We start from the raw sequence: 23,075 nt of genomic DNA, 5'->3' as shown, positions 1-23,075 counted from the left end.
CCCGGCGCCCGTCGTGCACGCACCGGCCGGCGACCGTAGGGTCGAAACGATTCGTGATCGCCCGCGCGCCTCCTCACCGCCCGTCGCGCGGCCAGACCAGCGCCTGGGGGCGACGTGACCGACGACGACGCCGGCCCGGTCGGGCGCGCCGCGGTCCGCCGCCGCCCGGGATGGGTCGACGCCGTCGACGACCGCCCCGTCCTGCTGGTCGTGCTCGGCATGCTGCTGTTCAGCCTGGGACCCGTCCTGGTCGGGGTGTCCACCGGGTCCGGCGCGGTCCTGTCCTTCTACCGGCTGTGGATCGGGGCGGCGGTCCTCGGCGTCGCGGTGCTGTGGCGCCGGCGCTCGCACCCGCTCGTGGTCAGCCGGCGCGGCTGGCGATGGGCCGCCCTCGCCGGGGTCGCCTTCGGGACCCACCAGCTGCTGTTCATGGTCGCGATCAAGGCGACGTCCGTGGTGGACGTGACCCTCATGCAGGTGATCGCACCGGTGCTCGTGGGGGTGCTGGCCCGGGTGCTGTTCGGCGAGCGGCCCGGGGCCGCGTTCCGACTGTGGTCGGCGCTGGCGGTCGCGGGCGCCGGCGTCGTCGTCGTCGCCGGCACCGCCGGTCCCGACGGTGAGCCGGCCGGGATGGCGCTCGCCCTGGCCAACGTCGTGTTCGGCGCCTTCTACGTCGTGTGGTCCAAGCGCGCGATGAGCCACATCGGCGCACTGCCGTTCCTGTTCGGCGTCGGCGTGGTCGCCGCGTCGACGGTGTCGGTCTACGTGCTCCTCGCCGGCGAGCCGGTCGCCGCCGTCGCCGGGCGCGACGTCCTGATCGCCGCGGCGATCGCCGTCGTCCCCGGCGTGCTGGGGCACTTCCTGACCACCTACCCCTTGAGCCGGGTGCCGGCCAACATCCCCCCGGTGGTCCAGCTGGCCATGCCGTTCATCGCCGGTGGGCTCGCGTGGCTGCTGCTCGGCGAGCGCATCACGTGGCTGCACGTGCTCGGCGGGACGCTGTCGATCGCCGGCGTGGTGGGGGCGCTGCTGTCACCCGGCGGACGGCGGCTGCGGGAGGCGTCCCGGGCCGGCGCGCAGCAGCCGGTCGGGCGGTCGAGCGGGACCGGCCGCACCCGGACGTGACGCCGCGCGGTCCCGGCCGATCCCCACCCCGTGCGCTCTGGTACAACGAGACCCGGCGATGGGCGGAGGAGCACAGGTGACGACCGGATCAGGGCAGCACACGGTGCTCGCCACGGTGCCGAGCGACGCGTTCGGCTCGCTCCGCAAGCGGCCGACGTCGCGCACCGAGCGGTTCGCGATGGGCAAGGCGCTGCGCCGGCAGGTGCCCCGCAAGACGCTGGGCGAGTGGGAGCCGCCGGCCGGGCGGCCGGACCCGGTCGACCTCATCCGCCGGTCGCACGAGGGCCGGCTCGCCGAGCTCGTCCCGATCCGGGTCGCCCGCATGATGACGTCGCCGTACGGCTTCCTGCGCGGGACGGCGATCGTCATGGCGGTCGACGTCGCCGGGCTGCCGGCCACCGGGATCACGCCGGTCATCTGCGGCGACGCGCACCTGGGCAACTTCGGCTTCTACGCCTCGCCCGAGGGCGAGCTCGTGATCGACCTCAACGACTTCGACGAGGCCCACCCGGGCGCGTGGGAGTGGGACCTTCGGCGCCTGGTCGCCAGCATCTGGGTGGCCGGCCGGCAGAACTCCGCGACCGAGGAGCACTGCGCGGACGCCGTGCTGTCCTGCGTGGCGGCGTACCGGGCGGAGGTCGACTTCCTCGCCGAGCAGCCGCTGCTGATGCGGTCCTACAACCGGCTCGACGTCGAGCGGCTGCACGAGACCGCGACCGAGAAGAGCCTGCGCGCGGAGATCGAGCGGGCCGCCCGGCGGGCCCGGACCCGGACCAGCGACCGCGCGCTGCCGAAGTTCACGCACGAGCACGAGGGACGACGGCGGATCGTGGAGCAGCCGCCGCTCATCGCGCACGTGCCCGAGCAGGAGAGCGAGCACCTCGGGGCCGCGCTGGACGACTACCTGCAGACCCTCGCGCCGCACTGGCGGCGGGTGCTGGGCGGCTACACGCTGGTCGACATCGCGCACAAGGTGGTCGGCGTCGGCAGCGTGGGCCTGCGGGCGTACGTCGCGCTGCTCGAGGGCAGCGACCCCGACGACGTGCTGTTCCTCCAGCTCAAGCAGGCCCGCCGCTCGGTGCTCGCGCCGTTCGTGCACGGTGACTCGGCCTGGCACGCCCACCAGGGCCAGCGGGTCGTGGAGTATCAGCAGGCGCTGCAGACGGTCAGCGACCCGCTGCTGGGCTGGACCACCGTGGGCGACCGGCAGTACTACGTCCGGCAGTTCCGCAACATGAAGGGCACCGTCCCGCTCGACGCGATCGACGCCGTGGCGCTGGCCGACTACGCCGGCATCGTCGGGCACCTGCTGGCCAAGGGGCACGCCCGCACCAGCGGCGCGTCGATGATCGCCGGCTACGCCGGCCGCTCGGACAAGGTCGACCGGGCGATGGTCCGGTTCGCCCGGGCCTACGCCGACCAGACCGAGGCCGACCACGCCGGGCTGGTCGCCGCCGTGCGCCGCGGGGTGCTGCCGGCCACCGAGGGCGCGACGGACGCCGTCAGCAGTGCGTTCCGGCCCTGACGGCGCGGCGCGGGGACCTCAGGACCCGCTGCCTGGATCTTCCGCGAGCTCGACCCGGCCGACCACCGGGAGCGGCCGCGCGCACGACGTGGTGACCTCGACGCGGGCGCCGACGTCGGCGGCCTCCTGGACCGCCTCCATCACGTGGAGCACGTGCAGCGCCACGTCGTCGCTCGCCCGGTGCGCCACCCCCGCCTCCAGCGCGAGCGCGAGGTCGGCCACGCCGTACCCGCGCCCCGCGCCGAGGTAGCCGGCGGACACCGGGACGTCCACCCACTCGGGCCGCTCCCCGGTGAACAGGCGCACCGCGCCGTCGAAGTGGTTGGGGTCGGGGATCGACAGGGACCCGGCGGCGCCGTACACCTCGATGCGCGGCAGGGTCGCGGCCCAGGTGTCGAAGCTCATGATGAGGGTCGTCAGGGCGCCGCTCTCGTGCTCGAGGATGCCCGTGATGTGCGTGTCGATCTCGACGTCGAACTGCGTCCCCGCACGGGGTCCCTGCGCGATGGTGCGCGTCGCGTGCGCGCGGGACGAGGCGCCCACCACACGGCGGACCGGGCCGAGCAGGTGCACCAGGGACGTCAGGTAGTACGGGCCCATGTCCAGCAGGGGGCCGCCGCCGGGGCGGTAGTAGAACTCCGGGTCCCCGTGCCAGCGCTCGTGCCCGGGCGCCACCATGAACGCCGTCGCGGCGTGCGGCGCCCCGATCGCTCCGGCGTCCACCACGGCCCGGGCGGTCTGGATCCCCGTGCCGAGGACCGTGTCGGGCGCGCACGCCACCCGGACGCCGGCCTCCCCGGCGGCGCGGACGATCTCGCGCGCCTCCCCGGTGGTGGCCGCGAGCGGCTTCTCGCCGTAGACGTGCTTGCCCGCGGCGATGGCGGCCAGGGCCACCTCGGCGTGCGCCGCCGGGATGGTCAAGTTGAGCACGACGTCGACGTCGTCCGCGGCCAGGAGCGAGGCCAGGGAGGTGGCGCGGGCGCCGGCGTGCTGCGCGGCGAGCGCACCGGCGCGGGCGCCGTCCAGGTCCGCCACCGCGGTGACCTCGACCTGCGGCAGCCGCAGGAACGACTCGCTGTACTGGGCGCTGATCTTGCCGGCGCCGACGATGCCGACCCTCAGCGCGCGGCCCACAGCAGCCCCCGCTCGACGATGGTGCGGACGTTGCTGTCCTGCAGGACCTCCACGCGGTGCCCCGGCGTGCAGACGACGACGCGCCCGTGCCCCCACTGGCGGGTCCAGACGGCGGGGCAGGTGATCGGCCGGTTCCACGCACCCCAGGGGCGGACCGCTGTCGTCGTGGTCGCCAGGACGTCGACGTAGTCGTCCGTCAGCACCCAGTACTGCTCCGTGTCCAGGTCGAAGTCGGTCAGGCCCGCGGTGATCGGGTGCCCGGCGCCGGCCGGCGTCATCTCGATGCGGTGGGGGACGTAGTTGTCGGACTGCTCGCCGGTGCGGTCGGCGGGCGGCATGGCGGCCGCGTGGTGGGCGAACTGGCCGCCGACCAGCTGCAGGTAGTCGGCGCTGGCCCGGAAGGAGTCGGCGATCCCTCCGTGCCAGCCCGCCAGCCCCGTGCCCGCCTCGACCGCCGCGATGAGGCCCGCCAGCTCGTCCTTCTCGATCGTCGACATCGTCATGCACTGGACCACGAGGTCCACCCCGGCCATGTACTCGGCGTCGGCGTAGACCTTCGGGGACTCCTCCACCCGCACCGAGAAGCCGTGCTCCTCCAGGTACGGGATGAACAGCTCGGTGGCCTCGACGGGCTGGTGCCCGTCCCAGCCGCCACGGACGACCAACGCGTGTCTGGTGGGAGCCACCGGATTCCTCTCGACTGCGGCCGCCAGGCCGTCGGCTCGGCCGCCCGTGCCGGCGACCACCGCGTCAGCATGCCGCACGTCGGCTGGGACGGCTCGGCGCGCACACGCCCCGCCGGCCGCGCCGTCGCCACGTCCCGGTCGCACGTACGCTCGTCGACGACGCCGGACCGTCCCTCCCGGGACGGGTTCCGCGGCTCCCAGCAGGGAGATCACCAGCACCTGGCTTCGAGGAGGACGCCTTGACGACTGCACGAGCACCGAGACCGCTGCGGGTGGCGATGATCGGCTACGCGTTCATGGGTCGGGCGCACTCGCACGCCTGGCGCACGGCACCGCGGTTCTTCGGGCTCCCGTTGGCGCCCGAGATGTCGGTGCTCGTGGGCCGCACGCCCGACGCGACCGCCGAGGCCGCGCGGACCCTCGGCTGGGCCGAGGTGGAGACGGACTGGCGCGCGGTCCTGGAGCGCGACGACGTCGACCTGGTGGACATCTGCACCCCGGGTGACACGCACGCCGAGATGGCCGTGGCGGCCCTGGCCGCCGGCAAGCACGTGCTGGTGGAGAAGCCGATGGCCAACACCCTCGAGGAGGCGACGACGATGACGGTCGCCGCGCGGGAGGCCGCCGGGCGTGGCGTCCGGTCGATGGTCGGGTTCAGCTACCGCCGTGTTCCGGCCGTCGCCCTGGCCCGGCAGCTCGTCGCGGAGGGCCGGATCGGCGAGGTCCGCCAGGTTCGCGCGCAGTACCTGCAGGACTGGCTGGCCGACGCCGAGGCCCCGCTCTCCTGGCGGCTGGACAAGGACCGCGCCGGGTCCGGGGCGCTGGGTGACATCGGGGCCCACATCGTCGACCTCGCGCACTTCATCACCGGCCAGCCGCTGGCGGGGGTGTCGGCGATGCTGGACACCTTCGTGACCGAGCGCCCGGTGGCGCAGAGCTTCTCCGGGCTGCAGGGGACGGCCGGGACCGAGCGGGGACCGGTGACCGTGGACGACGCCGCGATCTGGTTCGGACGGCTCGCGGGTGGGGCGCCCGCGGTCTTCGAGGCGACCCGGTTCGCCTGGGGACGCAAGAACGCGATGCGCATCGAGGTCAGCGGCTCGGCCGGTGCGGTGGCGTTCGACTTCGAGGACATGAACGTCCTGCACCTGTACGACGCCGCCGACGACGCCCGCACCGCCGGCTTCCGGCGCATCGACGTGACGGAGCCGGACCACCCGTACACCGCCGCGTGGTGGCCGCCCGGTCACGGGCTCGGCTACGAGCACGCCTTCACCCACCAGGTCGTGGACCTGCTCGAGGCCATCGCCGCGGAGCGGCAGCCCGAGCCGTCCTTCGACGACGCCCTCGCCGTCCAGCGGGTGCTGGACGCCGTCGAGCGCTCGTCGGCGGCGAGCAGCGTCTACACCGAGACCGGGAACTGACCCGTCGAGGGAACCCCCCCGAGGGGCACCTCGGCGCTCAGCCCAGCGTCGTCAGGGGCAGCGACCGGACGCTCTGGAACCGCCGGGCCTGCCCGTCGACCGGGTCGGTGAACGCAAGCTCGGCCGCGAGGAGCTGCAGCGGGCGGCTGAAGTCGTCGACCGGGACGTCCCGCACGACCGGGTACAGCGGGTCGTCGACGATCGGGATGCCGAGCCCGTGCAGGTGCACCCGCAGCTGGTGGGTGCGGCCGGTGCGCGGCGTCAGCCGGTAGATGCCGTGCTCGCCGACCACGGACTCCAGCTCCACGCGGGTCTCGGCGTTGACGGGCGCCCCGGGGACGACCTCCGCGCACCACGTGCCGCGCTCCTTGCGCAGGTGGTTGCGCACGACGGCGGGCAGCTCCAGGTCGGGGCGGACCGGCGCGAGCGCGCGGTAGGTCTTGTCGACCGCGCGCCGCTCGAACGCCGTCTGGTACGGCCCGCGCCACCGGCTCTCGGTGGCGAGCAGGAGCAGGCCGGACGTGACCCGGTCCAGACGGTGCAGCGGCGACAGCTCCGGCAGGCCGAGCTCGGCGCGCAGCCGGACCACGACGCTCTGCCGCACGTGGCCACCGCGCGGGATCGTGGACAGGAACGGCGGCTTGTCGACGACGACCAGCCGCTCGTCGCGGTGCACCACGTGGACCTGCCCGGGCACCTCGGGCTCCTCGCGCAGGTCACGGTGGAACCACACGGTGCGCTGCTGGGCGTACGGGTCGGCGTCCCGCACCGGTCGGCCGTCGTCGTCCACGAAGCGGCCCTGGGCCAGCATGCCCGGGACGTCGACGCGGTCCGGCAGCCGGTGCCGCAGCCACGCCCCCATCGTCGGCCAGGGGTCCGGGACGCCGCGGCGACGGTCGGGGGTGCGCAGGCGGGCTGCCGCGAGGCCGTGGCGCGCCGGGAGCGGTGACGTGGACGGCACCGGTCGATGGTACGAGGCGCCGGTGGCGACCCTGGTCAGGGCTCGTCGAGCCCGGCCACGACCCGGTCCGCGACGTCGGCGAGATCGACGCCCTGCTCGCTGGACCGCGTCCGGAGCGCCACCAGTGCGGTGGGGGCGTCCACGTGCTCACGGGCCATCAGGACACCCACCGCCCGGTTGACCCGCGGGCCCACGTCGGCGCCGGGGACGGTCGGCTGCTGGCCGCGGGTCAGGCGCGCGACCTCCAGGCACAGCGACATCACCTCCCCGGCCTGCTGGGCGTAGGCGTCGGCGTGCACGACGGTCGTCCGGTCCCAGGGGTCCAGGTCCTCGGAGTAGAGGTTGAACGCGATGTCGGCCCCGGCGCCGACCGCGACGGGGAAGGCGGCGCCGGACCGGAACCCCGACGCCAGCACCTGGCCGCACCACGCCGGCCAGGCCTCCTCCAGGCGCACGTCGGGAACCAGGACGGTGCGCAGCTCGTCGATCGCGGTCAGGCACGGGCCGGAGCCGGCGCGGTTCTCGGCGTCGTCGCACGCGGCCGATCGCAGGCTGCTGCTGGCGACCCGTCGGTTCACGCCCTGGCGCCGCAGGATGAGGCTGCAGTGCATGCCACCGCCCAGGTGGTGCGACGCGCGGATGGCGAGCACGTCGAGGTGCGCCTCGATCGACGTCATGCCGGCCAGCTGCTCCGCCACCTGGTCGCCGTCCCGGTGCGCGTCCATGTCCATGGCCCGTCCGACGGCGTCGACCGCCCGTGCACCGCAGGTGGCCCAGGAGGTGAAGGCTCAAGACCCGACGACGCTGCCCACTGTGGCACACCCACGGCGCGGTGTCTGCGCCCGCCGGTCCCGTGCTGCGGGGCAGCGACGTCTACGACGACGCGGGTGACCCTCCCGTCGTCCACCCGGGACGTCCACCGACGTCGCCGATGATGGAGCGGACCTCGGCCGCCGCTCCGTCGCCGTGGGTGCGCACGACCCGCCGGATGCGGTCGAGCATCCCGGCCGCGGCGCCCTCGTGACCGGTGACCGCCTCGACCACCAGGCGGTTGATGGCCTCCAGCTCGCGGACCTGCCGGCGGGCGTCGGCGTACGCGGTGGTCAGCTGCGCCACCTGCAGGCACAGCCCCACGGTGACGGCGGCGTGCTGCACGTAGCGGTCCGCCTCGAGCAGCACCGAGCGGTCCAGCGACCCCGCGTCGGGGCTGTACAGGTTCAGGGCCACGTCCACCCCGTCGCTCACGTGGGCGGGTACGCCGGCCGCGCTCCGGAAGCCCGCGTCGACGGCGGCCCGCTGCCAGTCCGGCCACCGTCCGTCGCCGGCGACGTCCGGCACCATGACGACCCGCAGCGTGTCCATCGCGGTCACGCACGGACCGGCCCCGGTCCGGTACTCCACCTCGTCGCAGCGTGCCGCGCGGGCGCTGCTCGTCGCGGCCAGCCGGTCGGCGCCCGAGTGCCGCAGGCTGATGCACACCTCCACGTGCTCGCCCAGGTGGTTGCCGGCCCGCAGCACGAAGTCGTCCAGGTAGTCACGCAGCGTCGGCGCCCCGAGGAGCCGAGCCTCCACCGCCTGCTGGTCGCCAGCCTCCGTCACGCCGCACTCCTCCAATCCCACCGGTCGTCGCCGGGATCACGATAGCCAGCGCCCCGGCGCCGCACCGGTCGACGGCGACGGCCGGGCCCCGGTGTCGCCGCAAGGACCCCGGGTCTATGTTGAACGGGCACAGGCCTGCACGACCGGTGTCTGCCGAGGGACGAGGCCCATGTTGCTCCACCTTGAGCACGAGCGGCGCCACGTCACGTACGCCAGGCGTTGGGTCCTGCGACAGGCGGCCGAGGTCGGCATCCAGGGCGAAGCCCGCGCCGTGGTCGAGCTGCTCACCAGTGAGCTCGTCGCCAACGCGCTGGAGCACGGACCGGCAGGCGGCATCATCACCGTGCACACCAGCGACCACGACGGCCTGTTCCACGTCACCGTCAGCGACGCCGCGGACGCCCTGCCGGTGGTCGGGAACCCGCCGCCGACCGCCGAAGGGGGCCGCGGCATGATGCTGGTCGACATGCTCGCCGACTCGTGGGGCACGCAGGCGCTCCAGGGCGGGGGCAAGGCGGTGTGGTTCGTGACCCGCATCGGCGAGCAACGGCCCGAGCAGGTCACGCCGCGGAGCATGGCGCCGGCCAGCGGCTGATCCGCCCGCCTCGGCGCCGGCAGCCGACCACGGGTGCATGACCGAAGCCCCGCCCCTGCGCCGCCGGTGGCTGTTCGCCGACCAGCTCGGCCCGCACGTCCTCGACCACACCAGCCAGCCCGTGCTGCGGATCGAGTCGCGCGGGGTGTTCGGGGACGGAGCCGCCGTAGGGACGCGCACGCGCGTCGGTCGGGGTGGGGCGCGGGTGCTGCGGGGCGGTCGACCGCTGCCGCGGTGCCTCACAGGTTGCGCCAGTCGATGACGTCACTGAGTCGCACACCGGGCCGGCCGAGGCCGAGCGCGTCGAACCAGCTGACGACGGCGGAGCCGGCCCCCGGGACGATGCGGATGTGCGCCGCCGCGGCGTTGACGGGCACCTGGACCGCGGTGGAGCTCAGCGTGATCCGCTCGCTCGAGCTGGGCGGGGTGTAGGTCACCCCGACGTGCAGGCCCCGGGCCGACTGGAACTCGTACCCGCGCTGGGCACCGGTCTGGGCCTCCATCCCGGGGATGTCCAGCCGCACCCGGCTGGTGGACCCGTCGGTGTCCGCGAACGTCCACTGCACCCACGCGGCGCCCTGCGCCGTCCCGATCTGCTGGATCGTCCGGGGGGCGCCGCTCGCGTCCATGCGGCGCATGAGCTCGTCGAGGGTGATGCCCTCGGGCGGCCCACCGGCGGCGAGGGCGCGCAGCGCCGCGGGCGGCTGCACGTCCGTCTCCCCGAAGCCGGGCGGGACGGCGATCCGGCGTCCGACGACGGTCCCGGCGAGGCCGGCCGTGCGTCTCGCCTCGAACGTGCTGAGCAGCACGTCGTGCAGGTGCGTGTACGGGTTCGCCCCGCCGGTGCCGCGCACGTACCCCTCGGCCACCCCGCGAGGCATGCCCTCACGCACCAGCGCGTCCACGGTGAGCGCCGGCGCCCGGTACGCCGCGGCCGCCAGCTGCTCGATGCGGGTCATCGTGACCTCGGCGGGTCCGGGACGAGCCGGGCGGCCCGCCGCCGCGCGGGCCGCCGCGCCGCTGGCCCGGAACTCCGCGAGCGCCTCGGTGTAGAGGCGCACCTCGGCGAGCACCGCGGGGTCGTGGGTGGCCGCCGCCGGTACGTGGATGGCGGGACGCGCGAACACCGGCGCGTCCTCGGGGTGCCCCTGGCGCTGGACCCGCTCCCCCCAGACGTGCCGCAGGAGCGGCTCCGCCTCGGCGGCGCCCAGCGTGCTCACCAGTGCCCGCTCGACGTCGGGGTCGCGGCGGCGCGGGTTGAACCCCATCTCGACCAGCATCCGGTCCAGGCGGTCGGCCGACTCCGCGGTCCCCGAGGTCGTGAACCGCTGCCACATGCGCCCCAGGGACCGGAACGCGGAGACGTCATGGGCGGTCGCCTCGCCACCGATGACGGCCGGACGGGCCAGGTTGGCCCGCTGCTCACCCGCGATCGCGCGCGTCAGCGCGGCGCCCGTCAGCGGCCGGCTGCCCCGCACCCTCGCGTTCAGCCGCCGCACGATCTCGCCGGCCTCGTCGAGCTCCTCGCGCACGACGAGACCGGCGTCGTCGACGGAGAGCCGGGGGTCGACGTCCACGGCGACCGTCCACCGGCCGGTCGCCGGGGCGACGTCGACGCGCACGCGCCCCGGGCCGGAGCGCTCCCCGTGCACGCCGCCCGGCGCGGGCGCCTCGAACCGGACCCGCACCTCCACGGGGGTCCCGTCGACGGTCATCACCAGCGCCAGCGGCTGCGACGTGCGGTCGAGGGTCACGCCGGTGGCGCGGTGGGACGTGCGCACGTCCACGACCACGCGGTGCTGGTCGGCGAGGGGCAGATCGGCGTCCGTCCTGGCGAAGACGCCCGGACCGCGCGCGGCCCCCTGCTGCACCGACCGGAGCGCGGACACCAGGGACACGTCGGTCAGGTGCATCAGCTCGTCCGGCGTCGCGCCGCGGCGGATCAGCTCCGCCTGGATGTCCAGGCGGCTGCCCGGGTCCAGCTCGACCAGCGGACGCCCCGTCCGCGGCTCCACCGCCGGCAGGTCGTGAAGCCCGGGGCGCCGGGTGCGGACGAAGTCCGAGCGGCGCAGGCCCCCCGAGAACATGTCGCGGTTGCCGACGACGAACATGGTCGACTGCGCGAGGAACTGCCCCGCCAGCCGGCCCAGGAGCTCCGACCGCCCCTTCTCGCCGAGGTTCGGGTCGTCCAGCGACGCCAGCAGCATGTCGTAGCTCTCCACCCCGATGTACACGATCGTGCCGGCGTCGGCGGCGACCGAGGACAGCACCATCCAGCTGCCGGCGCGGTACACCAGCGTGCGGCCCGGCCCACCGGCGGACCGCATCACCGACCCGCCGACGCCCGCCACCGAGGCGAGGATGCCCACGGCCTCCAGGACGGTGCGGGAGTCAAGCAGGCCGACGCCCAGCTCGACGTTGCGCCCGATCCGGTACGCGCCGTACCCCACGCCCAGCCCGAGCAGTCCCAGTCCCAGGGCCTTGGTGACCGTCGCCTCCGGCGCGAGCAGCAGCAGGACGCCGACGACGTACCCGCCGATCGTGAGCACGTCCTCGACGAACTTCTCGGCCTCCTTCCTCCGGGTCGTGGTCGTGAAGCGGCCGCGCAGGATCGTCCCGTCGGGGAGCTCGTACCGGTACACCGCCAGCCCACCGATGGGGTACGGGTTGCGCGCCCGGTACCGGGCGAAGGCCGCCTCGGCGGCCGCCCGCGAGCCGGCGCCCTGGCCGGGGTAGGGCGTCATGTCCTTGGTCGTCGCGTCGATGAGCGTGGCGGAGAAGCCGTCCGCCGTCCGGCGCATGGTCAGGTAGAGCGTGAGCGGCTGGATGCCACCGCCCGGTGTCGCGTCGGAGTGGGCGATCACCAGCGACGCCGGCACCGCCGTCGCGTGGACGGCGTCGCCGAAGTCCTCGTCGCGGGCCGGGAAGGGCTCGACGGCCGACGCCGGCGCGCCGATGCGCTCGGTGAGCGTCGTGGCCATCGCCCGGCGCTGCTCGGCGACGTCGCGGTAGTGCGCCTCGTCGTCCTCGGTCGCGTGCGCGGCCAGCGCCTGGTTCTCGCGCGCCTCGGCGTCGAGCCGGGCGGCGAGCTCGGCGACCGTCGGGCGCGGCTGCTCCTCGGTGCGCAGCCGCTCCAGCGCCTGGGATCCCCACTCCTGCAGCGTCCCCACCTGCACGCGCACCGCCGCCGTCGGCGGAGCGTGCCCCGGGTCGACCGGGAACGCCGACCACCGGGTGCCCACGAAGGGGGCGATCCGGGCCGCGACCGCGTAGCCGCCCGGCTCGGTGAAGGTGTGCCGGACCTCGGCACCCTCCTCCTGCCAGCGGGTGATCAGCGTGCCGGGGTAGCCCTGCTGCCGGTCCAGGTCCATCCACGACCACTGCACCATGAACTGGCCGCCGGGTGGCCCCGAGGACAGCATGAACGTCAGCTCGGAGCCCACCAACGCCCGGGCAGCGGCCGGGCCGGTCATCTCGCCACCCCGCAGGCCGATGTGCACCAGGCCCACGTCCTGCAGGCTGTAGGGGGTGATGGGCAGGCGCGCCGTCAGATCGGGACCGACCAGTCGTGTCGTGCCGATCTGGACGTCCGCGGTGACGGCGAGCACGAGCCCCTCGTCGAGCACCCACGGCACCGACCGGAACCAGAAGCGGGAGTCGACCACCAGCTCGGTGTCCCGCGCACCGCCCGGGTCGGGGAAGTCGAACGGGGCGTCCCCGCCGGCCATGTCACCGCGCCACCGGACACGGACCGGCTGGTCCGGCGGGACGTAGCTGAGGTCGACGACGAACCGGAGGTCGTCCCCCTGACGGTAGGGGCCCGACGACGGCGAGACGATCAGCTGCGCGACGGTCTCGGCCAGGTCCTCGCCGGTGACCGCGCGGTCGACGATCCGCGCCGTCGTGCCGCGGACACCCTCGGCCCGCAGGTCGGCGACCGCCCCGCCGATCGCGGCGTCCAGGTCCGCGATCCCCTCCTCGACGTCCGGGCCGGAGGTGTTGACCGCCGCGAGGAAGCGTCGCTTGCTGTCCACGGCCCGTCGCAGGCGCGTGGCCAGGCGCGCGACTCTCAGCCGGGGATCGGTGGGCTCCGCGGGTCCGGCGTCCGGCTCGTGCCGGTCGGACCGGGACGTCGGGCCGGCGACCGGCTCGTCCGGGAGGCAGGTCGCCTCGACGGTGTCGAGCGGGGTGGACATCCCGGGGGCGACGCTCTGCGACGGGCCGACGCCCTCCGGCGCGCAGACGTCGTCGGGCCCGGCGGTGAGCACGTCGCGCGGCCCGGCCGCGAGGCCGGGGCTGAACGGGCGCCCGGCGAGGACGGCGTCCGCCCCCGCGCGTGCCTCCGCCTCGAGCGCGACCCGCGAGGCGGGGGGCTCACCGGCGCGGCCGCGGGCCAGCTGCCCGGCGTGGACGCCCTCGTGCGCCAGGACGGCGCGGAGCGTCCCGGGCGGTAGCGACCCGACGTCCACCGTCGTCCCGCGGGCGTCGGTGGACGCCAGGCTCCACCCGTCCCCCGTCACGCCCGGCCGCCACGTCGCGGCCGCGTGCCCGGGCGGCCGGACCGCATCGCGACCGGCGCCGCCCTCGCGGCGAGCGGCGGCGGTGACGGGCGTCGTCCCGGGGCTCCCGGCACGACCGCCGGTCACGCGGGCGGGCACGGGGTCGGCCGGCGACCGAGCCCGGGGTGTCCCCCCACGCTCGGGCTCCGGCGTCACGTCCCGCGGCCACCGGCGCGGCGGCGCGGGCCCGGCTCCACCCATGGCTGCCCCTCGCGCTCGCGGGCCCGGACCGCCAGGCTACGACGCGCCGCCCGCCGCGTCAGCCCCCGTCACGACGGCCGTGATCCGTCCCGACAGGGCTCTTGACAACGGACGTCGGCTGCTGAGGATAATCCGACTCCTCTGGCTGGTCTGGGGGACTCCGATGACCGCGGACATCATCGACGCACTGCTGTGGCGAACGCGCTCGGCCCTCCGCCTCGACGGTGCCCCCCTGTTCGCCGGGCACGGGCTCGCCGACCCGATGTACCGCCCGCCGCGCCTGCCATACGCCTCGGTGACCGGCCCGCTGTCCTACACGGTCGAGCCGGAACGCGACCTCCCCCGCGAGCGCTCCCTGACCGTCCGGGTGCCCGGCTACCTCGCCGGCACCTCGCTGCCCGCGGCGGCGCCCGTCCCGGCGCCGGGGACCCTCGACCTGCTGCTCGACGGCGAGGTGCGGCTCACCGTCGCGGTGAACCACGGGGCGGACACGGGCGCACCGCTCACCGCCCCGCGGGCGGTCGCCGCCGCGGCCCGGGTCGCGGCTGCGCTGCACCAGGCGGTCGCCGACGGCGGGGCCACCGTCGACGGCGTCCCGGTGACCGACGCGGCCCGCCTCGCCGAGCTCGGGGCGACCACCGTGCGCTGGGACGACGCGAACCGCAGGTTCGTGATGGCGTCGGGACGTCGCGGGCCGGCGACGCTGTCGGTCGAGGAGCGGTCGTCGGTCGGGCTGGCGTTACCCACCCCGCACGCCGTCGCCCTCGGGCTGGGCGACGGCGCGCTGGCACCGACCGGTCGGCTGGTGCGCCACCAGGTGCCGGCGCCGATCGCACTCGCGTTCGACGCCCGGGTCGACCTGTGGGCGGGTTCGCAGCGGCACCTGGCCGCCCTCGTGGAGTCCTGGGCGCGGGTGACCCCCACCCGCTGCCAGCTCGTGCTGCGCCCCGCGCTGCTCGCCGCGGACGTCCCGGACGGTGCGACCGAGATCCCCCTGCAGGCCGAGGGTGAGCCGGCGACCCGGTGGACGCGGGTCCAGCTGGAGCCGCACGGCGGGTTCGCCGACCGCCGGACGGGACGGGCGGTGACGACGAGCGGGGGGGCGACCGCGGACGCCGCGGGCCTCACGCTGCCGACCGGGGCGACGGCCACCCTGGCGTTCCTCGACCCTCCCGCCGTGCCCGACCCGACGCTGGCCCTCCACCCCGCTCCCGGCGGGTGGGCGCTGTCCACCCGCCTCGTGGCGCCCGCTGCCGCGGCCGGCGACCACCTCGTGGTCGCCGAGCTCGAGCACGAGGGCATGACCGCGCTGCGGCTCGAGGTGGACTGGGTCGACGTCCCGTCCGGCAACGGCGGACCGGCCACCCTGGCCGCGGACGTGCGCGCCTCGGCCACCGCCGCGGACGGCACGCCCGTGCCCGCCGCGACGGTGCGTGTCCCCGCCGCGCTGCTGGCGGACGGTGCCGCGGTGCACGCCCTGGTCGACACCGTCCCCGGGCGCGTCGCCGTGTTCGCCGACGACGCGATGTCCACCGGTGCGCCGGTGGGTCCGGTCCCCCCGCCCGGGGGCGACGGGATGCTGCTCCGGCTCGGCGGGGCGGGCGGTCCGGCGGCCACGCTGGCGCACGTCCACGTCCTGTCCCGGCCGGCCGGCCCGCTCGACCCGCTGCACCGCCGGTCCGCGGCGCCGGCGACACGGTGGCGCCCGGGGGACCCGGTGACCCTGGTGCGCAGCACGGACGGCGCGACACCTCGCGGGACCGCGTTCGTGGCGGTCGTGGTCGCCGTCACCGACGGCGTCCTCCACCTGGACCGGCCCGTCACCGGCACCTGGCCACGCCACGACACGGTCGTCGGGGCCCGCGTGGTCTTCTCCCAGCAGACCGGGGTGCGTCGGCGCGACGACCTGGCCTCCAACCTCACCCGGATCAGCCTGGAGCACACCGTCTCCGGGTTCGTGGAGCCCGAGTCGTCCTCGGTCGGCACCTGGCTGGTCGAGTCCCTGGACCTCCAGGCAGGCGACCGGACGCTGCTCGCCCCGAGCCCCGGACGCCCCGAGCCCGTACCCGCTCGAACCGCCCCGGGGGCCCCGGGGACCCGTGCCGAGCTCGTCCCTGCGCGCGCCCTGCGCAGCACCGTCACGACCGCGGACGCCGCCGGCGCCGCACCCGAGCACGACCAGGCCTGACCGGTTCGGCGCCTCCACCGGGCCGGGATGACCGCAGGAGGAACCATGGCAGAGCGACTGACCCCCGGCGTGTACGTCGAGGAGGTCCAGAGCGGCGTCAAACCCATCCAGGCCGTCCCCACCTCCACGGCCGGGTTCATCGGGGAGGCGCCCCGCGGTGTGCCGGGCACCGCGACGTTCGTCCGGGGCTTCGCCGACTTCGAGCGCGCCTTCGGGGGCCACCGGCGCGGTGCGGCGGGACACCTGGCCCAGGCCGTCGAGGCGTTCTTCGCCGCCGGGGGCTCGCGCGCCTTCGTCGTGCGGGTCCTGCCCGACGACGCCGTGGCCGGGGTCAGCGACGACGTCCTCGCCCGGTCGGACGACGTGTGGGGAGGGGACCGTCGGGTGCTGCGGGTGACGGCGCGCGGCGCGGGTGCGTGGGCGGAGAACCTCCGGGTGCACGTCGGACCGTCCACCTCCTCCCGGGACCGCGCCTTCGCCCTGAGCGTCGAGTGGGTCGAGGGGGGTCGCGGCCGCGTGGTGGAGCGCTTCGACGACGTCGTGCTCGACCCGGAGTCCCCCGAGTACGTCGTCGAGGTCGTCGACGACCTCTCCCGCTACATCCGGGTCACCGACCTGCACCGCACCGAGTTCCTCGACGCCGAGCCGCGCCTGGACCCGCCGCTGCCGGACCGCGCCCCGCGCCTGGTGACGCACGAGGGCGACGTCGAGGTCCCGCTGGGCGGGCGCCTGGCGCTGCGCTGGACCGGGCCCGAGGGGGTCGGCGGCGACGGCGAGGTGGTGTTCGACGACGCCGCGGTGACGACCGCCGGCGGCACGGTCGGCGACGACGGGCGGTTCGCGCTGCTGGACCGGGCCCAGCTCCTCGCGCTGCTCCAGGCCCAGCTCGGTGCGGACTTCACGGTCGTCGACGAGGACCCGGTGGTGACCGTGGGCGCCCCCGTCGCCACCGACGCCTACCTGGTCGCCCCGGTCGCGGGCGGGACCGACACGGTCGAGCTCGGCGGCACGGCGACCCTCACGCTCACCGCGACCGACGCGGAGGGCAACGGCCCGCTCACCGTGGTGCTCGACACCGACCCCCTGGGCGCCACGCCGCTGCCCGACCTGGTCGAGGCGCTGCGGGAGCAGGTGGCGACCGCCGACCTGGACGACCTGCTGGAGATCGGCACGGCCGGGCCGCGGCTGGTGGTCTCCACCCGCACCCCGCGTGCCGAGGGCACCCGGCTCGCGCTCGCGGTGGACGCGGGCACGCCGTTCGACGCCGCCGCCGACCGGCCGGGCGCGGCCGGGGTCGTGGTGGAGGACCTGGGGGCGGTGACCGTCGTGGCCACGGAGACCCTCGAGCCCGGCCGCCTGCGTGCCCTGCCCACGGTGTTCACCGCGGCCCGGGACACCGGACTGCGCGAGTCCTCGGCGCTCAACCCGGACCTGCGCCCGGCGCAGACGGGTGACACGCCGCTGCGGCTGCGCGGGGGCACGGACGGCGCCGAGGTGGTCAGCCCGGCCGACTTCGCCGGACGAGAGGACGCGACCGGGCGCACCGGCCTGCGGGCCTTCGACGACGTCGACATCCAGCTGCTCCTCCTGCCGGGCCGCAACGAGCCGGACTTCCTGGCGACCGGGATGGCGTACGCCGACCGGCGCGGCGTCTTCTACGTCGCCGACGGCGTGGGCAGCGACGACCGCAGATTCGCGGTCGACACCGGCGACGTGGTGCGGTTCGTCGAGGGCCTGCCGACCCGCTCCGACAACGTCGCGATGTTCTACCCGTGGATCGAGGTGACCGACCCGGTCGGCGTGGGGCGCGCGCCGCGACGGATGGTCCCGCCCTCGGGGCACGTGGCCGGCGTCTTCGCCCGGACGGACCGCACCCGCGGGGTGTGGAAGGCCCCGGCCGGTCTCGAGGCCACCATCCCGGGGGCGCTGGACCTCCAGCACCGGCTGCTGGACGCCGACCAGGACCTGCTCAACCCGATCGGCCTGTGCTGCCTGCGCCAGCGCCCGGGCGCGGGGATCGTGAGCTGGGGGGCGCGGACGCTGTCGTCCGACCCGGAGTGGCGGTACACCAACGTCCGGCGCACCGGCCTGTTCCTCATGGAGTCGCTGCGGCGCGGCCTGCAGTGGGTCGTGTTCGAGCCGAACGACGTCACCCTGTGGGGCCGGGTCCGCGGCACCGTCGAGGCGTTCATGCTCGGGCTGCACCGGCAGGGCGCCTTCCAGGGCGCCACGCCCGGTGAGGCGTTCGCGGTCAAGTGCGACGCCGAGACCAACCCGCAGGAGCTCATCGACCAGGGCATCGTGACCGTCCAGGTGGCCTTCGCCCCGCTCAAGCCGGCCGAGTTCGTCGTCGTGCAGATCAGCCAGAAGACGCTGCTCGCCGCATGACCGTCGACGCCAGCCCCCGCAACCCGCTGCGGACCTACACCTTCCGCCTCCGGCTGGACGGAGCCGCCACGGCGGTCGCCGGGGTGCGCCGGGTCTCCGGCCTGTCCACGACGGTCCAGGCGCACGAGATCTGGAGCGGCGGGAACAGCCTGCACCGCCACGCCAACCCCGACCGGGCGACCTGGGAGCCCATCACCCTCGAGCAGGGCCTGGCGCTGGACGACTCCCTGGAGACCTGGGCCGCCGCCTGCGTGGAGTACCTGCGGACCGGCCGCCCGGCCGCGTCGGGCCCGGTCAAGCGCAACGTCGTCATCGAGGTCTGGGACCCGCACGTCCCGCGCGGGGCGGCCGGCGCGGGCACGACGGCGGGCGCGGCGGGCGCGCCGGGCGCGGCGGGCACGGCGACCGGCGCCCCGTCCCCCACGGGCAGGCGGCGGGACTACGAGGTGGTCAACGCCTGGATCAGCCGCTTCCAGGCGCTGCCCGCGCTGGACGCGATGACCAACGAGGTCGGCCTGCTCACGGTCGAGCTCACCCACGAGGGCTGGCGGGCCCGCCCCCCCGACCCCGCTGCGGCCTAGGCCCGGGCCGAACGCACCGACACGAGGAGCACCGATGACCACGATCGCCCGACGGTTCGAGGGCACCCGCCGCGACCCGTTCCGCAACTTCAACTTCCGCATCGTCATGGGCGGGGTCGAGGTCGCCGCCTGCCGCAAGATGTCCGCCCTGGACGCGACGGTCAACGTCGTGAAGTTCCGGGCCGGCAACTCCCCGTCGAGCGTCGACGAGTCGATGCCCGGCCGCACCGAGTACCCGCCGGTGACCTTCGAGTCCGGGGTGACCAACGACCCGACGTTCGAGGAGTGGGCCTACCAGCTGATCGACCACGCCCACCAGAGCGAGCGGCAGACCCGGCTCACCGAGCCCGAGTTCCGCCGGGACATCGAGGTGCGGGTGCTGGACGTGGACGGCACGGAGGTGCGCGCCTACAAGCTCTTCCACTGCTTCGTGTCCAAGTACACCCACATCTCCGACCTCGCGGCCGACGGCAACGACGTCCTCATCGAGACCCTCGAGGTCACGCACGAGGGGTACACCCGCATCGCGGTGGAGACCGGAGGATGAGCGGCCCCGGGCTGACGCTGGGCCGCGGGCTGATCGACACCGACGGCGGCCGGCACCGCGACGCGGTGCTCGCCGCACCCGACGGCCGGCTCGAGCTCGCCCTGGCCGAGGCGGTGCGGGTCACCCCGGGGCCGGTGCGGGTCCCGCCCGCCGTCCGGCACCGGGTCCTGGCCGCGTGCCTGGAGCGGGTGGGCGACTACGAGGAGCCGGACGCCGCGCTGGTCGCGGCGCTCTCGCGCGGCGACGCCGACCTGGTCGCCCTCGCGGTGCGCGAGGCGCTGCTCGGGCCGACGCTCGCCCTGGTCGTGCGGTGCGCCAACCCGGTGTGCGCCGAGCTCTGCGACGTCGACCTGGAGCTGGCCGACCTGCTGCCGGACACCCGGGAGCCCGAGCCGGAGTGGTTCGTCGCGGAGGCCGAGGGCGTGGGCCGGGTGGTGCTGCGCCCGGTGACCGGCGCGGACGACGAGGCGCTGGAGGGCGTCCCGGGATCCCCGGCCACCCGCACCGGGGCGCTCATGGCCGCGGTCGTCCGCGCGGTCGACGTCGGCGGCGACGCGGTCCCCCTGCCCGACCCGGACGCGTGGTGGGCGCTGCCCGCGCCGCTGCGGACCGCGGCCCTGGTCGCGCTGGGCCGGCGTCCGCTCGCCCCCACGACGGCGCTCCAGGTGGGCTGCCCGGCGTGCCGCGCGGTCAACGAGGTGCGCTTCGACCCGATCGTCCTGCTCGGTCGCGAGCTGCAGGCCGGTGCCGGACGGCTGCTGCTGGAGACGCACTGCCTCGCCTTCCACTACGGGTGGTCCGAGGACGCCGTCCTGGACCTCCCGCGGGACCGGCGCTGGACCTACCTGGCCCTGCTGCGCGCGCAGCTGACCGGCCAGCCGCTGGAGACGGCGGTGGGTCATGGCTGAGCCACGGATCGGGCTGACCCGCACCGAGCTGGAGCGGCACGTGCGCTGGCTGCTGCGGCGACCTCCGGACGACCCGGCGAAGCTCGCCGGGTTCCTCACCGACCTGGTCGTGGACGTCGTCGACGCGAACAACGCGGCGATCGCGGCCCGGCTGGCGGCCGACGGGGACACCCGCGACGGGGAGGCGTTCTGATGATCGACCGTGGCCCCACCCACGCGTTCCACACCGGGCCGCTCGAGCACGGCTCGCTCGTGAGGCTGGACCCCGGCGACGACGCCGAGAACGCCACGCTCGTGTTCCCGTTCAACCCCGAGACGGTGACCCGCTCCCGCACCGGCCGGTGGGAGCCGCGCCGCCGACGGCGCGCCGCCGACGCGGTGCCGACGCCGCAGCAGGTCCGGGGCGGGCTGGGCGGGCACGGTGCGTCGGCGCTGCTCGCCGAGGCGGAGACCATCTCGTTCCGCCTCGTGCTGGACGCGACCGAGACGATTCTCCGCAGCACCGCACGCAGCGCCGTGGCGGAGGCCGGCGCCACGGTCGGCGCGCAGGTCGGCGCGGTCGCCGGGTCGTTCGGCGGTCCTGGCGGGGCGGCGGCGGGCGCGGCCCAGGGCGCGGCCCTCGGTGCCGCCGCGGCGGGCGGCAGCCCGACCGACGACGCGTGGAGGCTCGGCGTCCTGCCCGAGCTGGCCTTCCTCGAGCAGGTCTCGCTCGGCCGCGAGGCCGAGGAGCAGGTGCGTGGCGGCCAGCGCCCCGCGCCGGGCACCCCGATCCGCCCGATCAAGCCCGACGAGCTGCTGCTCACGCTGGGCACCGTCCGGTGGTTCCCCTGCGTGCTGACCGAGCTGAGCATCACCGAGCAGCGGTTCACCCCCGAGCTGGTGCCCGTCCGGGCGGAGGTCGACCTCAAGCTCACCGTGCTCGAGCCGGTCGAGAACACCTACAACCCGCTCGTGCGGCAGACCTTCGACCAGCTCCTCGCCCAGCGCACGGAGCGGCTCGCCGGCCTCGGGACGACGTCGTCCGCGGCGCTGCGCAGCCAGCTCGGCGGGGAGGCGATGACGCCGTGACCGATCCCGCCGGACGCTACGACGCCCTGCCGACCTGGTCCCGCGGGGTCCCGGACGGACCACCGGTCCAGCTGCGGCAGCCCCGGATCGTCCCGACCCCGGCCACCGGGGGCCGCGTCGAGGTCCGGGCCGGCGAGCGGCTGGACCACCTCGCGGCCCGCGTCCTGGCCGACCCGTACGCCTGGTGGCAGCTCGCCGACGCCAACCCCGGCGTCGGCGTCGACGACCTGGACCGGGCGGGCCGGCTGCTGCGCCTGCCCCGGCCGGGGTCCCGATGACCACCGCGACCGACCAGGGCCACCGCGTCCCCCGGCTGCTGCTGTGGGTCGACGGCGAGGAGGCGCCCGGCCAGGTGGTCGCGTCGCTGTCCGTCGAGGAGCGCGTCGACCGGCCCTCCACGTTCTCCCTGGTCGTCGCGTCCAGCCCGGTCTCCGGCCCGCCGGACGCTGACGGCTCCGCCGAGGGCGGCGACTGGGACACGATGCTCCGGGGCGAGCAGGCGCGGGCGATGGGGATGCCCGGCCTGCGGCTGCTGTCCCGCGTGACGATCGGGTTCAGCCTGACGGTGCCGGACGGGACGGGCCCGGTGGACAGCCAGGTCGTCTTCGACGGGTACGTCACCGGGCTCGAGCACCGGTACGCGCAGGCCCGCGTCCCCGACTCCGAGCTCCTGGTCACCGGCGTCGACGCGTCCTGCCTGCTGCACGTGGAGACGGTGACCCGCCGCTGGCAGGACCTCAGCGACGCGGAGATCGCCGCCGCGATCTACCGCCGGTACGGCTTCACGCCCGCCGTCGACACGACCCCGCGCCGCACCGCCGCGGTCACGTCCCTGCTCCAGCGCGCCACCGACGCGGAGTTCCTGCGGCTGCTGGCCCGGCGCCACGGCTTCGAGGTGTTCGTCGCGCCGGCGGCCACCGACGTCGTCCCGGGGCGCAGCCCGGCCGTGGTCGGGCACTTCCGCAGCGCCCCGGTGGGCCGGGACCGGCTGCCGACCGCCTGGCTGTTCCCGGCGCAGGCGCCCGCGCTGGTCGACATGACCGCCCGCTACGACGCCCACCAGCCCGCGACCGTCCGGTCGTGGCACATCGACGGCCGACGGCGGCTGGTGCGTAGCGTCGAGGTGGACGACCCCGGGTACGCCCGCACCGGGACCGTCACCCGCGGGGCCGTGGTCGGTGCCCGCCTGGCGGAGATCCTCGGCGGCAGCGGGACGACGGTCGTCCCCGCGGACCTGCGCACCCTGGACGTCCCCGACGACGACGAGGAGCTCGCGGCCCTGGCGCGCGCCGACCTGCGCGCCGCCGACTGGTTCGCGACCGCCGAGGCGACGGTGGCCGCGACGCGGTACCCGGCGATCGTGCGGGCCGGGCGCACCCTGCCGGTCACCGGCACCGGACCGGTGTTCGCCGGGGACTGGTACGTGCGCGCCGCGACGCACCGGTGGGGCGCGGCCCGGGCGCTGCCCGGTGACCCGCCGGTCGCCGAGACGGGCGTGGCCGCGGAGGAGGTCGACTTCGCCTACGAGGTCGACGTCGAGCTGGTCCGCAACGCCCTCGGGGGCGAGCCGTGAGCGGAGGTGGAGG

At 75.8% G+C, this 23,075-nt stretch carries 19 protein-coding genes; 13 read left to right on the top strand and 6 right to left on the bottom strand.

Annotation, left to right across the window (positions count from 1 at the left end; genetic code table 11):
- Positions 1–114 precede the first annotated feature (114 nt).
- Together Q0840_RS15565 and Q0840_RS15560 are read left to right on the top strand one after the other, a co-directional pair.
- Positions 115–1,125 (top strand): DMT family transporter, encoded by a 1,011-nt coding sequence (locus Q0840_RS15565; protein WP_298460970.1) that lies wholly within the window; start codon positions 115–117, stop codon positions 1,123–1,125.
- A gap of 76 nt (positions 1,126–1,201) precedes the next feature.
- Entirely contained in the window at positions 1,202–2,650 is a 1,449-nt protein-coding gene (locus tag Q0840_RS15560; protein WP_298460968.1) for a DUF2252 domain-containing protein, read from the top strand.
- A gap of 18 nt (positions 2,651–2,668) precedes the next feature.
- On the opposite strand, the gene Q0840_RS15555 is transcribed toward Q0840_RS15560, so the two are convergent.
- Both Q0840_RS15555 and Q0840_RS15550 read right to left on the bottom strand, forming a co-directional pair.
- Positions 2,669–3,784, bottom strand: coding sequence for a Gfo/Idh/MocA family protein (locus Q0840_RS15555; protein WP_298460966.1), 1,116 nt, complete (start codon positions 3,782–3,784; stop codon positions 2,669–2,671).
- Positions 3,769–4,470 (bottom strand): ThuA domain-containing protein, encoded by a 702-nt coding sequence (locus Q0840_RS15550; protein ID WP_298460964.1) that lies wholly within the window; start codon positions 4,468–4,470, stop codon positions 3,769–3,771. The genes Q0840_RS15555 and Q0840_RS15550 overlap by 16 nt, the downstream gene beginning before the upstream one ends.
- A 278-nt stretch (positions 4,471–4,748) precedes the next feature.
- Here Q0840_RS15550 and Q0840_RS15545 point away from each other — a divergent pair, with 278 nt between their 5' ends.
- Positions 4,749–5,894, top strand: coding sequence for a Gfo/Idh/MocA family protein (locus Q0840_RS15545; RefSeq protein WP_298461130.1), 1,146 nt, complete (start codon positions 4,749–4,751; stop codon positions 5,892–5,894).
- Between the two features lie 37 nt (positions 5,895–5,931).
- Here Q0840_RS15545 and Q0840_RS15540 read toward each other — a convergent pair whose 3' ends face one another.
- The 3 genes from Q0840_RS15540 to Q0840_RS15530 all read right to left on the bottom strand — a co-directional run bounded on the left by Q0840_RS15540 (position 5,932) and on the right by Q0840_RS15530 (position 8,454).
- Complete coding sequence (locus Q0840_RS15540) at positions 5,932–6,855, bottom strand: pseudouridine synthase (RefSeq protein ID WP_298460962.1); 924 nt, start codon at positions 6,853–6,855, stop codon at positions 5,932–5,934.
- A 35-nt stretch (positions 6,856–6,890) separates the two neighbouring features.
- A complete protein-coding gene (locus Q0840_RS15535) occupies positions 6,891–7,586 on the bottom strand; it encodes a GAF and ANTAR domain-containing protein (protein WP_298460960.1) in 696 nt (231 codons plus the stop codon).
- 142 nt (positions 7,587–7,728) lie between these two features.
- On the bottom strand, positions 7,729–8,454 hold the full coding sequence (locus Q0840_RS15530) for a GAF domain-containing protein (protein WP_298460958.1): 726 nt from the start codon (positions 8,452–8,454) through the stop codon (positions 7,729–7,731).
- Positions 8,455–8,623: 169 nt separating this feature from the next.
- On the opposite strand from Q0840_RS15530, the gene Q0840_RS15525 reads away from it, so the two are divergent.
- Positions 8,624–9,049: an ATP-binding protein gene (locus Q0840_RS15525; protein WP_298460956.1), complete on the top strand. Its 426-nt coding sequence runs from the start codon at positions 8,624–8,626 to the stop codon at positions 9,047–9,049.
- A 239-nt stretch (positions 9,050–9,288) separates the two neighbouring features.
- Here Q0840_RS15525 and Q0840_RS15520 read toward each other — a convergent pair whose 3' ends face one another.
- On the bottom strand, positions 9,289–13,569 hold the full coding sequence (locus tag Q0840_RS15520; protein WP_298460954.1) for a hypothetical protein: 4,281 nt from the start codon (positions 13,567–13,569) through the stop codon (positions 9,289–9,291).
- 403 nt (positions 13,570–13,972) lie between these two features.
- Between Q0840_RS15520 and Q0840_RS15515 the strand changes: the two genes are divergently transcribed.
- The 9 genes from Q0840_RS15515 to Q0840_RS15475 are packed head-to-tail and all read left to right on the top strand — an operon-like array spanning position 13,973 to position 23,062.
- On the top strand, positions 13,973–15,997 hold the full coding sequence (locus Q0840_RS15515; RefSeq protein WP_298460952.1) for a hypothetical protein: 2,025 nt from the start codon (positions 13,973–13,975) through the stop codon (positions 15,995–15,997).
- A gap of 45 nt (positions 15,998–16,042) precedes the next feature.
- Positions 16,043–18,385, top strand: coding sequence for a phage tail sheath C-terminal domain-containing protein (locus Q0840_RS15510; RefSeq protein ID WP_298460950.1), 2,343 nt, complete (start codon positions 16,043–16,045; stop codon positions 18,383–18,385).
- Positions 18,382–18,966, top strand: a complete 585-nt coding sequence (locus Q0840_RS15505) for a phage tail protein (protein ID WP_298460948.1) — start codon at positions 18,382–18,384, stop codon at positions 18,964–18,966. The genes Q0840_RS15510 and Q0840_RS15505 overlap by 4 nt, the downstream gene beginning before the upstream one ends.
- 34 nt (positions 18,967–19,000) lie before the next feature.
- Positions 19,001–19,513 carry a phage tail protein gene (locus Q0840_RS15500; protein ID WP_298460946.1) on the top strand — a complete coding sequence of 171 codons (513 nt, stop codon included), beginning with the start codon at positions 19,001–19,003 and terminating at the stop codon, positions 19,511–19,513.
- Positions 19,510–20,421: a hypothetical protein gene (locus Q0840_RS15495; RefSeq protein ID WP_298460944.1), complete on the top strand. Its 912-nt coding sequence runs from the start codon at positions 19,510–19,512 to the stop codon at positions 20,419–20,421. Before Q0840_RS15500 ends, Q0840_RS15495 begins: the two co-directional genes overlap by 4 nt.
- Positions 20,414–20,614, top strand: a complete 201-nt coding sequence (locus Q0840_RS15490) for a hypothetical protein (protein WP_298460941.1) — start codon at positions 20,414–20,416, stop codon at positions 20,612–20,614. Before Q0840_RS15495 ends, Q0840_RS15490 begins: the two co-directional genes overlap by 8 nt.
- Positions 20,614–21,489 (top strand): hypothetical protein, encoded by an 876-nt coding sequence (locus tag Q0840_RS15485; RefSeq protein ID WP_298460939.1) that lies wholly within the window; start codon positions 20,614–20,616, stop codon positions 21,487–21,489. Before Q0840_RS15490 ends, Q0840_RS15485 begins: the two co-directional genes overlap by 1 nt.
- Positions 21,486–21,767, top strand: coding sequence for a hypothetical protein (locus tag Q0840_RS15480; protein WP_298460937.1), 282 nt, complete (start codon positions 21,486–21,488; stop codon positions 21,765–21,767). Before Q0840_RS15485 ends, Q0840_RS15480 begins: the two co-directional genes overlap by 4 nt.
- Positions 21,764–23,062 (top strand): hypothetical protein, encoded by a 1,299-nt coding sequence (locus tag Q0840_RS15475; RefSeq protein ID WP_298460935.1) that lies wholly within the window; start codon positions 21,764–21,766, stop codon positions 23,060–23,062. Before Q0840_RS15480 ends, Q0840_RS15475 begins: the two co-directional genes overlap by 4 nt.
- Positions 23,063–23,075: the final 13 nt, after the last annotated feature.

Source organism: uncultured Cellulomonas sp. (assembly GCF_947494015.1).
Lineage (GTDB): Bacteria > Actinomycetota > Actinomycetes > Actinomycetales > Cellulomonadaceae > Pengzhenrongella.
Note: the sequence above shows the minus strand (reverse complement) of the source record. Positions and strands in the feature narration are given on the sequence as shown.